Origin of the sequence: Gordonia effusa NBRC 100432, from assembly GCF_000241305.1 — a bacterium.
GTDB classification, from domain to species: domain Bacteria; phylum Actinomycetota; class Actinomycetes; order Mycobacteriales; family Mycobacteriaceae; genus Gordonia; species Gordonia effusa.
Genome location: NZ_BAEH01000075.1, coordinates 76,762 through 89,036, shown reverse-complemented (window position 1 = coordinate 89,036; position 12,275 = coordinate 76,762). Strand labels below are relative to the sequence as shown.

Here is a 12,275-nt window from a genome sequence, read left to right as displayed (position 1 = left end):
ATGTATTTGCAGAAACCGTGGAAACGTCTCGTAGTACTATTCGCCGGCCCCGCCCAGAACTTCATTCTCGGTTTCGTACTCATCTATGTATTGGCGGTCAGCTGGGGGCTCCCGATCCTCAATCCCGACCCCACACCCGCGAAAGTGGCCGAGGTCACCTGCGTGCCATCGAGTACGACAGTGTCGACGAAGGCGCCGCCGCAGGCTGCTCCATGCAAGGGCACGGGACCCGCGGCCGCGCAGGGATTGCGCGCCGGCGACACGATCGTCGAGGTCAATGGTCAGTCGATCTCCGACTACGGCCAGGTAGCCGACCGTATCGGGAAAACCAGCGAGCCCGTCGCGGTCACCGTGGATCGAGCTGGGCAGATATTGAACTTCACCGTCGTGCCGCAGGCCACCACCATCATCACCAAGACATCCGAGGGAACAAAGTCCGAGCAGGCTCACAAAATCGGCGTCGGTTTCACCCCGCCGCCGAACGTCACGCATTACAACGCCGCCAGCGCCATTCCTGGGACATTCGTGTTCACCGGCGACCTTTTCAAGCAGACGTGGGATGCGCTCTTGTCGATGCCGTCGAAGGTGAGCGGTTTGTGGACCGCAGTCACCGGCGGTGAGCGTGCGTTGGACACCCCGGTCAGTGCCTACGGTGCTTCGGTGATTGGCGGTAAGGCGGTACAAAACGACGCCTGGTACGTATTCGTGTTGCTGCTGATCAGCATCAACTTCTTCCTCGGCGTGTTCAATCTTGTGCCGCTCCTACCGCTCGACGGTGGCCATATGGCGATCGTCGGGTACGAAAAGGGCCGCAATACCGTTCGACGCTGGTTCGGCCGCACCGCAGCCGGCCCGGTTGACTACATGAAACTGATGCCGCTCACGTATGCGGTGGTCATCGTTCTCGGCGCGTTCATGGTCCTGACGTTGACAGCTGACATCGTGAACCCGATCCCGGTCTTCTAACCCGATGAAAGACGAGAGATGACAGACAATCCGGTAGCTTCCGCACCCGTGATCGGCTTGGGTATGCCCGCTGGCCCGCCGCCGGTACTGGCGCCGCGCCGCGTGACTCGGCAACTCAAGGTCGGCAGCGTCGGTGTCGGTTCGGACTCACCGATCTCGGTGCAGTCGATGACGACGACGAAAACACACGACATCAACGCGACGTTGCAGCAGATCGCCGAACTCACGGCGTCGGGCTGCGACATCGTGCGCGTCGCATGTCCGCGCCAAGAAGACGCCGAGGCACTGCCGATCATCGCCAAGAAGTCGAAGATCCCGGTCATTGCCGACATCCACTTCCAGCCGCGCTATATTTTCGCCGCCATCGACGCCGGGTGCGCTGCCGTCCGGGTGAACCCAGGCAATATCAAGGAATTCGACGGTCGGGTCAAAGAGGTCGCACAGGCCGCGGGCGATGCGGGAATCCCAATTCGCATCGGCGTCAACGCGGGCTCACTCGATCCTCGACTGCTCAAGAAATACGGCAAGGCGACGCCCGAAGCTTTGGTCGAATCCGCGCTATGGGAGGCGGGGCTCTTCGAGGAACATGGCTTCGGCGACATCAAGATCTCGGTCAAACACAACGATCCGGTGATCATGGTTGAGGCATATCGACAGCTCGCCGCGCAATGCGACTATCCGCTGCACCTCGGAGTAACCGAAGCCGGACCGGCGTTCCAGGGCACCATTAAGTCCTCTGTTGCCTTCGGCGCGCTGCTGTCGCAGGGGATCGGCGACACGATCCGCGTGTCGCTGTCGGCGCCACCGGCCGAAGAAGTTAAGGTCGGCGACCAGATTTTGCAGTCGCTCAACCTCCGGCCGCGCAAACTCGAGATCGTGTCCTGCCCCTCGTGCGGTCGTGCGCAGGTCGACGTCTACAAGCTGGCGAACGAGGTGACCGCCGGACTTGAAGGTATGGAGGTCCCACTGCGTGTCGCGGTGATGGGCTGTGTGGTGAACGGTCCGGGCGAAGCCCGTGAGGCCGACCTCGGCGTAGCGTCGGGGAACGGGCGCGGTCAGATTTTCGTCAAGGGTGAAGTGATCAAAACGGTGCCCGAATCGCAGATTGTCGAAACATTAATCGAAGAAGCGCTGCGCATCGCGGCCGAATCGGGTCAGGATGGTGACGGAAGCTCCGTCGGTTCGCCGGTGGTCACCGTCGGCTGAATGACGCAGTCGGTTCGCGTGCCACGGCAGGGATGAGGTGTCGGGAGTGTTAAAGCTTCTGGGCGAGCGGTCGCTAGGTGCGGCCGACACCGCGGCGGTCCTTCGTGCGCTCGACGCCGATCCGGTTGGTACCGCGATGGTAGCCGCGCGAGTCGAGGCGCATGGCGTCGAGCCGCGTTCACTCGGCGGGCAGTTATGGACTGCCGGTGATGCCTCCACATCGCTGTGCTTCAACGGCGCGAACCTGATTCCGTTGTGCGGCAACGCCTCTGACATGAGCTACTTTGCCGATCGCGCACTGGCGACGCCACGTGCTTGCTCGTCAATCGTCGGGCACGCGGAGTTTGTCGAGCCACTGTGGTCGACGCTCGGGCCCGTGTGGGGCCCGCCGCGCGAGATTCGCGGCAATCAGCCGTTGATGGCGTTGCAGAACGATCTGCTCGTGGCCCCCGATCCGCAGGTGCGGATGGTGACGCCCGACGATCTGGACGCCTACGTACCTGCGGCGGTGGAAATGTTCGTCGGTGAGGTCGGAGTTGATCCTTGCGCCGGTGACGGTGGCCGCGCCTATCGACGTCGACTGACGGCGCTGATCAATTCGCACCGGGTCTTCGCGCGCTTCGACGGCCCTGACATCGTCTTCAAAGCGGAGATCGGGTCCCTGTCCCGACGAGTCGGGCAGATCCAAGGCGTCTGGGTCGCACCGCATCTGCGCGGCCACGGCTACGGGGTTGGCGGCACGGCCGCGGTGGCCCAGGCGGTACTGGACAACGGTCGACTGCCCAGCCTGTACGTGAACGACTTCAACAGCCGGGCCCGAAATGTTTACGAGTCGGTTGGTTTCAGTCAGGTCGGGACGTTTGCGACGGTGCTGATCGACTGATTTGGCGTTTGAAGGAGAAGGCTCACATTGTGCCCGCCGAAGCCAACCGAATTGGTCAGTGCGTGGCGGAGTGTTCCGGTTCGGGGCGACGTGTGAACGATATCCAGCTCGCACTCGTCGTCCTGGACGGTGAGATTTAGCGTCGGCGGAATTGTTGCTGAAGCCAAAGTCTTTGCGACAAGGGCGGTTTCAAGCGCCCCGACCGCGCCGATCGAGTGCCCCAGCGCTCCCTTTGGCGCGTACACAGACGCGTTGGGAATCACGTCGCTGATCGCGCGCGCTTCAGCGGCGTCACCTACTCCGGTTGAAGTTGCGTGAGCATTGACGTGATCTACCTGCTCGGCGGTAACGCCGGCTGCGGTCAGGGCTTTGCGCATGGCGCGAGCTATGCCGCTTCCATCGGGAACTGGTGCGACGATGTGATGGCCGTCCGAGGCGATTCCGGCACCGACGACATCAGCGATGGACGATGCGCCACGTCGCGCGGCATGCTCGGCTGACTCCAGGAGGATCAAGGCGCCAGCTTCGCCAAAGACGAAGCCGTCGCGGTCCCGGTCAAATGGACGTGAAGCGCCGGCCGGATCGCCGTTGCGCGTACTCATCGCCCGCATCATCGCGAAACTCGCGATCGGCACGGCGCTGATTGTTCCTTCGACTCCGCCCGCGACGACGATGTCAGCTTCACCGTCACTGATTAGCTGCCAACCACGTGCGATAGCTTCTGCCCCCGATGCACATGCCGAGACCGGTGCGTAAACCCCGGCGCGGGCGCCGAGTTCGACCGCGACATATGCGGCGGGGCCGTTTGGCATGATCATCGGCACAGCGAACGGTGAAATTTTCCGATACCCGCGGGTGTCCATGGTCTGTACGGCATCGACTAGGGCTTCGGCGCCACCGAGTCCGGTTCCAATGCAGACCGCCAATCGTTCAGGATCAACGATTGGATTGCCGGCCTCACGCCACAGACGTCTTGCTAGGACGACCGCCATTTGTTCGACATACGACATGCGCCGGACCTCGACCCGCGTGAGTTCGTCGGAGGGGTGGAAGGGGAGTACCCCTCCAATTCGGACCGGGAGGTCGAACTCGTCGATGAATTCAGCTGTTAGAGCTGAAATTCCAGATCGTCCGTCCAGAAGTTGCGACCACAGCTCGTCAAGGTCATCGCCCAGTGACGCCACGACAGCGGTCGCGGTTATCGATGCCCGTCGAGCCATTTGTGAACCAAGTGCTTCATCCATGGATACACTGTTTAGCTGAACCAGCTGTTACAGTCAAGTGGTGCCGCGGCCGATTGACATAGCGAAGCGCAATGCGCTTATCGAGCAAACTGCGGTCTATTTGAGCGACAACGGATTCATAGACACTTCGCTGAGGGATGTCGCGGCAGGGCTAGGGACGACATCCAGGATGCTTGTCTACTACTTCGGTACTAAAGAAGCGCTTTTCACGGCCGCGTTGGAGAGTCGCAGGCAGAATTTTCGACTTGCTTTCGACGCGGTGTCCAGTCCCGAAGAATTTGTGCTCGCATTGCGGTCTCTGCTGCGAGAAATGACAGCGGGCTCGAAGGAGCCCGAGGCTCGGCTCCTGATTCAGATTCTGGGAGCGGGCACTGCGGGGAATGGTGAATATCGGGCTTTCGCGAGTGCGGCGATTGCGGATATGACAACGGCGCTACGAGACGCAATTTTGCGAATGGGTGGCGATGCCCGCACCGCTGGCGGCCATGCGACCGTTATCGGTGCCGCGTTCCGAGGTCTTCTCATCGATCGGCTCACCAGCACGGCAGCCAGCGAAGCTGACCAAGAGGCAGAAACCATGTTCAGCATGCTCGCCGACCTCGCTGCGGGACGGCGCTAATACTCCAATCGCGACCTTGCCCGCAGCCGGTGTGGCAACCCGACGTCACCCCTCAATCGCCCTAAAATCATTGCCGATGAACAGAATTGGGCGACGTAGTGCCCCGGTGACCACCCTGGTGGCGTGCGTTGCGATGCTCGTGGGTATCACCGCGTGCTCGACGACCGATGACGGTCCGCGCCAGGCGGTTCAGCGATTTCTGACTGAGTTCGCGTCAGGTGATGTTGCCGCTGCAGCGACGCAGACCGATAATAAGGTCGCCGCGGAACCGGCAATGCGCAGCGTGTGGCGTGGACTGCAGGCCAGCGGGATGACCGCTACCGCGGGAAAGACGCAGATCAACGCCGACACGGCGAATGTCGAAGTGGTTTACACCTGGAAGCTTCCGCGCGGCCGGGAGTGGACGTACAAGGCGTCCGTCGTCGCCGGACGCACCGATGGCGGCTGGGGAGTCCGCTGGACCTCGACAGACATTCACCCGGATCTGGGCGCCAACCAGAAGCTCGTTTTTCAGGTCACCGAGGCGCCCCGTGCGGCCGTTAACGAGGCCGACGGATCAACTGTGATGACCAACGGCACGATGGTCGGCGTGAGCTTCGACGCCAAGGCGGCGACCGATGCCGGCGGCAACGTCGTCGACTCGGTGACACGGTTGATCGCCGCGATCGGACGGTACAACCCGACGTTGTCTGCGCAGTCGGTTATCGAGCGGTCCACCGCGAGTGATGACCCGTATCCCATTGCGCGCCTGACTAATGCCGACTTCGATCGTCTGCGCGACCAGCTCGCCATCCCCGGGGTGATCGCCACCGATCAGGCGGAGTTGACCTCGACCGACAAGCAGTTCGCTCCGGCGCTGCTCTCGCAAGTGAAGAAGGCGGTCGGCTCCGAACTTGAGGGAACCGTCGGCTGGCGGATCGCGGTGGTCAATCCCAACGGCCTGGTGGCCGACATGGTGTCGGAGAATGCCGCTAAACCCGCACCCGCCGTGACGCTCACGCTGTCCAAACGGATGCAGCGCGCGGCACAGACCGCGGTCAACGGCAGCACGCGATTCAAGACCGCGATGGTGGTGATTCAACCGTCCACCGGGAACATTCTGGCGATCGCGCAGAACCCGTCGGCCGACCGCGATGGACCGATAGCCACAACGGGCCTTTACCCACCGGGATCGACGTTCAAGATCGTCACCGCTTCGGCGGCGATCACCCACAACTTGGCTCATCCGGCCACGCAGGTGCCGTGTCCGGGTGAGATTCAGATCGGGCCGCGCCTGATCCCGAACTACGACAAATTCTCACTGGGAACCGTGTCGATGCTCAGTGCCTTCGCGAACTCGTGTAACACCACCTTCGCCAAACTCGCCAGCGAGATGGGTCCAGCCGATCTCGCGAGTATGGCCGCCGCGATGGGATTGGGCCGGAAGTACACGATCGCCGGGCTTGATGCGGTGTCGGGTTCGGTGCCTATCGCCCCCGAACTGGTCGCGCGCAGTGAGGATGGATTCGGTCAGGGCAAGGTGCTGGCCAGCCCGCTGGGAATGGCTCTTGTCGCTGCGACGGCCGCGCACGGTTCGGCGACCACCCCGCAGTTGATTCTGGGCCGACCGACGAAAGTCGACGGGCCACAACCTACTATCGCGCCGGGTGTGATCGACCAACTGAGGTCGATGATGCGCGCCGTGGTCACCGAAGGTACCGCGACAGTGGTCGCGGGACAGGGTGCGGTTTTCGGCAAGACCGGTGAGGCCGAGTTCGCCGGCGGCTCACACGCGTGGTTCGCGGGATATCGGGGCGATCTGGCGTTCGCGACTCTGCTCGTCGGCGGTGGAGATTCGACGAATGCCGTTGCCGTTACCAGAGATTTCCTGTCGATGCTGGGGTAGAAGGCGATGGCGCGGTCGCCACTGCGAGCGTAATTCACTCGCGCCGCGGCACGATCACCGACTGACCCGTGCGCGGATGCGCGATAATCTCAACCGGGTGATCGTAGATCTCCGAGAGCAACGTGTCGGTCAACACTGTCTCGGGCGTGCCGCTCGCGACGATTCGCCCGGATTTCATCAGAGCCACCCGGTCGGCATAGGCGGCTGCGAGCGAAAGGTCGTGCACCACAATGAGTATGGCGACGCCACGGTCACGTGCGCGCCGCAGAACTTGCAGCGTCGCCTCCTGATGTGCGATGTCGAGAGCCGCGGTCGGCTCGTCGAGCAAGAGGACCGGGGTGCGCTGCGCTAGGGCACGAGCCAGCGAGACGCGAGCCTGCTGGCCGCCCGACAGTCGGGACACGGGCCGATCAACGAGTTCGGCGAGGTCGCAATCGGCGATGGCTTCCGCGATGATCCGCGCGGATTCGGCGGCCTGTGGGGTTCGAGTCCATGGGTAGCGGCCCATCTCCACGACCTCGCCGACGGTGAAGCCGATATCGGGTCGATTGTGTTGTGTCACAACGGCTCGACGTCGGCCCATTTCCTTCGCCGCGAGCGCGCTGACCGCCTCGCCGCATAACTCGACATGTCCCGACGACGGTGCGCGAAAGCCGCCCAGTGCTGACAGCAGGGTCGACTTGCCGCAGCCGTTGGGGCCGACGAGCGCGACAATCTCCCCGCTGGCCACCGACAACTCGACATCGGAAACGATCTGCCGACCATCGAGCGCTATCGAGACATTATGTGCGGCAAGAACACTCGCTCGATCGCCGATCACCACGACGCCCCCACATTGCGGCTGCGGCGCAGCAGAATGAAGAACGCGGGTCCGCCGATCAACGACGTCAGCATGCCGAGAGGTAGGTCGGCGCCGGTCATCATCGTACGGGCGGCGAGATCGGCCGCGGCGATGACGAGCGCACCGCCGATCACACTGGCGGGTAACAAGATTGAGTGACGCGGCCCGACGATCAGCCGCATCACGTGAGGAATGACCAGCCCGACGAACATGATAATTCCGGTGAACGCGACACCTGCTGCGGTCAAGATGGCAACCAGCACAATGGTTTGCCGCCGCACCGACTCCACGTCCACGCCAAGAGATGCCGCCTGGACTTCGCCTAAGGCGAGCAGATCGAGTTTGCGAACCAACAGGAATGCGGCCCCGACTCCCGCGACCACCAAGGGGAGTACCACCCAAATGGCGCCCCACGTCGACGCCGTCAGGGAGCCCAACTGCCAGAAGACGATCTGTTCGCGCGCCGCGGTCGACGCGAGGAACGTGAAGTAGGCGATGATGCCGAGCGCGAAGGCATTCACGGCGATTCCGGTGAGTACCAACATGATCGACGACGACGTGCCGTTGCGCAGCGACATCACATACACGGCGGCCACCGTGATCAAGGCTGCGACAAACGCCGCGGCGGCCAGGAGCCAGCCGTTGACCCCGACACCGCCGATAACGATGACCGCGCAGGCGCCGACCGCGGCGCCCGAAGACACGCCGACGACACCCGGCTCGGCGAGCGGGTTTGCTAACACACCCTGCATCAAGCAGCCGGCCGTACCCAACGCGGCTCCGATCAAGAGCCCCAATATGATTCGCGGCAACCGGATGGTCCACAACGTGTGTTCGCCTTGCGGGTCCGACGGCATCGGCCCGATGTCGAGTCGGAAGTGGTGGGCAATACTGCCCAGGACTTCGCCGGGGGAGATGTGAATCTGTCCGGTGCCAGCCGAGATGACGACCACCACGATCGTGAGGACCAGCAACCCGGCAAGAATCGCCGCGCCCCGGGTGATTTTGGGGGTCGGGCGGCCAGTCTTCTTCTCGACGGCGGTAACGGTCACTGGTAGATCGACTTCGCGAGGGCTTGCAGTACTCGTCCCACATCGGGTCCGAAGGACAGGATTTCGGTCTCGTCCATCGAAATGATCCGTCGTGCCTTACCGGCGTTGGTCTCGGCGAGGCCGGGGAGTTTGAGCACACCGTCGACACCACCAACCGAATCGGCGCCCTGCGTCATCACCAGAACGACGTCGGGGTTGGCATTGGCCAGCGCCTCGGCATTGACGGCGGTGAAGGCACCGGTCAGGCCCGATGCGGTACCCGCGTCCCGGCCGCCGAGTGCGGCGACCAGATTGTCGGCGCCGGAATTTGGTCCGGCGAGCAGGATCAGGCGCGGCCCGCGAATGTAGAGAAATGCCATCCGAGGATTGCCGGTGGGCGAGGGAAGTGCGGTGCGCATGGCGTCAATCTGCGTCTTTGTCCGAGCGACGAGTTTGGCACCGGCGTCCGGTACGCCGAGTGCGGTGGCCACCGAGGTAATCAGTGCCGGCGTCGATTCGATGGTGCGAGTGGAGCTGAACGCGACAACCGGTATTCCCGATGAACGGATCTGCTCGACGGCTTGGGGCGGAATGGTTTGCGAGTCCACTAGGACCACGCTCGGATTGAGCGCGAGAGTCGCTTCCGCGTTGAGGCTGTGGCCTCGGTTGGTCACGACCGGCAGTTTGGCGGCCTGCGGAAACGTCGTCGACATGTCGCGCCCCACCACCTGGGAACCCAGCCCGAGTGAGAAGACGATATTGCCCAACGTCCCGTTGCGATCGACCGCGACGATGCGACTCGCATCGGTCACCGTCACCTTGCCTGCGGGCTGTGAGCCGGACGCTACCGAATCGGCGGTAGCGGGCAGTGCCGACACCGGATTGTCGGCGATGGGGATCACCGCCGGGCCATCGAGCGTCGCGGTTGACGGCCCTGACCGCAATTGAGGCTTGGCTGACGATGAGCCGCTGCCGGCGTCCAGTGGTTCTGTCGTGCAGCCGACGAGAACGAGCATCGCCGCGACAACAGCGCCGATAGTCAGCAGGAGGGGTTTCGCGGATTTTGGAATCGCTCGCACCCGATCCACCTTAGTCACCGGTGTGGTTGCCCTAACTTCGGTTCGATTCGACCCGACGTAGCGGGGGATTACAGTAGAACTCATGTCTGCACCCTCCACTCATCGGCAGCCACTTGTGCCAGGAAAATTGTCGCCGACCCGTCGCGTCCCCGACGACATCGAGCGTCCGGAGTACGCCTGGAAGGACTCGGTCAACGAAGGCTCCGAGCCGTGGGTGCAGACCCCGGAAACCATCGAGAAGGTGCGGGTAGCGGGCAAGATCGCGGCCAACGCGCTGGCCGAAGCGGGACGCGCGGTCGCACCGGGTGTCACCACCGATGACCTCGACGGAATCGCGCATCAGTACATGATCGATCATGGCGCGTACCCATCGACGTTGGGCTACAAGGCATTTCCCAAGTCGTGCTGCACGTCGCTCAACGAAGTGATCTGCCACGGCATCCCGGATTCGACCGTGATTCAAGACGGCGACATCGTGAATATCGACGTCACCGCTTATATCGATGGTGCGCACGGCGATTGCAACGCGACCTTCCTCGCCGGGGACGTCTCGCAAGAGGCCGCCGACCTGGTTGAACGAACCCGCATCGCGACCGAGCGGGCCATCAACGCCGCCAAGCCCGGCCGGGAGTTGAACGTCATCGGGCGCGTCATCGAGTCCTACGCGAACCGCTTCGGCTACAACGTCGTTCGCGACTTCACCGGCCACGGTATTGGTGAGACATTTCACAACGGTCTAGTGGTGCTGCATTACGACGAGCCCAACGTGTCGACCGTGATCGAGCCCGGAATGGTCTTCACGATCGAACCGATGATCAACCTCGGCGGACTCGGATACGAGATATGGGACGACGGCTGGACTGTAGTTACCTCCGATCGCAAGTGGACCGCGCAGTTTGAGCACACGCTGGTCATCACCGAAGACGGCCCGGAGATCCTGACGCTGCCCGACCCGGTGTGACGGCGCCTCTTACGGGACTGACCGGCGCAATGCTGGTCGGGGGCACCACATCTGACGCCGGCAAATCGCTTGTCGTTGCTGGACTCTGTCGCGCATTAGCTCGTGCGGGCGTTCGCGTTGCGCCGTTCAAGGCTCAGAACATGTCGAATAATTCGGTGGTCACCCTCGACGGGGGTGAAATTGGGCGAGCACAGGCGATGCAAGCGCAGGCCTCTGGCGTCGAGCCGTCGGTGCGGTTCAATCCAGTACTACTCAAGCCGGGTAGTGACCGTCGATCGCATGTGGTGGTGCTGGGCCAGACCGTCGGGGAAGTCGGTGCACTCGACTACGCGTCGTGGCGAAATCGGCTGCGCGGCATCGTCGTTGATCAACTTTCCTCGCTGCGTCGTGACTATGACGTGGTGATTTGCGAGGGGGCCGGATCGGTCGCGGAGATCAACTTGCGGGCGGCGGATATCACCAACATGGGTCTGGCGCGGGCCACGAACCTGCCGGTCGTGCTGGTCTCCGACATTGATCGCGGCGGGTCGCTGGCCCACCTGTTCGGGACCACCGCGATCCTCGATGCAGATGATCAACGACTCATCGCGGGCTATCTGATCAACAAATTTCGCGGCGATCCGGCGCTGCTGGCGCCCGGGCTCGACTCCTTGCGCGTCATCACCGGCCGCCCGACATTCGGAATTATCCCGTTCGCCGACGGACTGTGGCTCGACGCCGAGGATTCGTTGGGCGTCGCGGTAGGGCGACGGCTGGGGCCTCCGGACGACCACATCGGTCAGCGGCTGAGGGTCGCGGCCATCCGGTTGCCCAGGATTTCCAATACGACTGACGTCGAGGCGTTGGCATGTGAACCGGGTGCCGAGGTGACCTGGGTCGACGATGCGGCGTCGGTCACCTCAGCCGACCTGGTGGTAGTGCCGGGAACGCGGGCGACGGTAACTGATCTCGACTGGCTGCGCCGCCGGGGACTTGACGTGGCACTCGTCGAGCGAGCGCATCGACGGGCGCCGATCCTTGCGATATGCGGCGGCTATCAGATGCTGGCAAGGGAGATCGTCGATGAGGTCGAGTCGGGGGCAGGTGAGGTAGCTGGGATCGGGTTGTTGAATCAGCGGATCGTCTTCGCTCCGGAAAAGACCCTACGACAGGTACGCGGCTTTGCCATAGAGGGTCGAATTCCGTTGCGCGGTTACGAGATTCACCATGGCCAGGTGGTCGACAGCGTCGAACGGGCATGGCTGATCGACGCCGGCGGAGCCGAAGAAGGGGCACGGCGCGATGGGATTTGGGGCACGCATTGGCACGGCGTGTTGGCCGAGGACGGGTTTCGTCGCGCGTTTCTTCGGGAGGTGGCCGCTGCGGTCGGCAAGACCGACGTGCCCGTCGGCGAGGTCGGCTACGAGCAAATGCGCGAACAGCAACTTGATCTAATCGCGGATCTATTGACCGCGAATATCGATCTGACGGCCCTCGCCGAGACCATCGCCAACGGGGCGGGCGAACTGCCGTCAATTCGGTCCAGGCTGAATTAGCCGGGCCAGCGGGCAACGCACTCGC

At 63.1% G+C, this 12,275-nt stretch carries 11 protein-coding genes; 7 read left to right on the top strand and 4 right to left on the bottom strand.

Annotation, left to right across the window (positions count from 1 at the left end; translation table 11 throughout):
* From GOEFS_RS13615 to GOEFS_RS13605, 3 genes are all read left to right on the top strand, one after another.
* A partial coding sequence (locus GOEFS_RS13615) for a M50 family metallopeptidase (RefSeq protein WP_007318506.1) occupies nt 1-966 on the top strand: 966 nt, incomplete at its 5' end.
* An 18-nt stretch (nt 967-984) separates the two neighbouring features.
* Nucleotides 985-2,172, top strand: a complete 1,188-nt coding sequence (gene ispG, locus GOEFS_RS13610) for a flavodoxin-dependent (E)-4-hydroxy-3-methylbut-2-enyl-diphosphate synthase (RefSeq protein ID WP_007318505.1) — start codon at nt 985-987, stop codon at nt 2,170-2,172.
* A 46-nt stretch (nt 2,173-2,218) separates the two neighbouring features.
* Nucleotides 2,219-3,055, top strand: coding sequence for a GNAT family N-acetyltransferase (locus tag GOEFS_RS13605; RefSeq protein WP_007318504.1), 837 nt, complete (start codon nt 2,219-2,221; stop codon nt 3,053-3,055).
* On the opposite strand, the gene GOEFS_RS13600 is transcribed toward GOEFS_RS13605, so the two are convergent.
* Complete coding sequence (locus GOEFS_RS13600; RefSeq protein WP_007318503.1) at nt 3,019-4,299, bottom strand: beta-ketoacyl-ACP synthase II; 1,281 nt, start codon at nt 4,297-4,299, stop codon at nt 3,019-3,021. The genes GOEFS_RS13605 and GOEFS_RS13600 overlap by 37 nt on opposite strands.
* A 40-nt stretch (nt 4,300-4,339) precedes the next feature.
* On the opposite strand from GOEFS_RS13600, the gene GOEFS_RS22520 reads away from it, so the two are divergent.
* Both GOEFS_RS22520 and GOEFS_RS13590 read left to right on the top strand, forming a co-directional pair.
* Entirely contained in the window at nt 4,340-4,918 is a 579-nt protein-coding gene (locus tag GOEFS_RS22520; RefSeq protein ID WP_170323177.1) for a TetR/AcrR family transcriptional regulator, read from the top strand.
* A 76-nt stretch (nt 4,919-4,994) separates the two neighbouring features.
* Nucleotides 4,995-6,803: a penicillin-binding transpeptidase domain-containing protein gene (locus GOEFS_RS13590; RefSeq protein WP_040525122.1), complete on the top strand. Its 1,809-nt coding sequence runs from the start codon at nt 4,995-4,997 to the stop codon at nt 6,801-6,803.
* A gap of 34 nt (nt 6,804-6,837) precedes the next feature.
* Here GOEFS_RS13590 and GOEFS_RS13585 read toward each other — a convergent pair whose 3' ends face one another.
* Genes GOEFS_RS13585 through GOEFS_RS13575 form a run of 3 tightly spaced genes read right to left on the bottom strand, consistent with a single transcriptional unit; the run spans nt 6,838 to nt 9,838 of the window.
* A complete protein-coding gene (locus GOEFS_RS13585) occupies nt 6,838-7,626 on the bottom strand; it encodes a heme ABC transporter ATP-binding protein (protein WP_007318500.1) in 789 nt (262 codons plus the stop codon).
* On the bottom strand, nt 7,620-8,696 hold the full coding sequence (locus GOEFS_RS13580; protein WP_007318499.1) for a FecCD family ABC transporter permease: 1,077 nt from the start codon (nt 8,694-8,696) through the stop codon (nt 7,620-7,622). Before GOEFS_RS13580 ends, GOEFS_RS13585 begins: the two co-directional genes overlap by 7 nt.
* The gene (locus GOEFS_RS13575; RefSeq protein WP_007318498.1) at nt 8,693-9,838 is read right to left on the bottom strand and encodes a heme/hemin ABC transporter substrate-binding protein; all 1,146 of its coding nucleotides are present in this window, start codon (nt 9,836-9,838) and stop codon (nt 8,693-8,695) included. The genes GOEFS_RS13580 and GOEFS_RS13575 overlap by 4 nt, the downstream gene beginning before the upstream one ends.
* Here GOEFS_RS13575 and map point away from each other — a divergent pair.
* Nucleotides 9,837-10,715: a type I methionyl aminopeptidase gene (gene map / locus GOEFS_RS13570; protein WP_007318497.1), complete on the top strand. Its 879-nt coding sequence runs from the start codon at nt 9,837-9,839 to the stop codon at nt 10,713-10,715. The genes GOEFS_RS13575 and map overlap by 2 nt on opposite strands.
* A 29-nt stretch (nt 10,716-10,744) precedes the next feature.
* Nucleotides 10,745-12,250: a cobyric acid synthase gene (locus tag GOEFS_RS13565; protein ID WP_007318496.1), complete on the top strand. Its 1,506-nt coding sequence runs from the start codon at nt 10,745-10,747 to the stop codon at nt 12,248-12,250.
* Nucleotides 12,251-12,275: the final 25 nt, after the last annotated feature.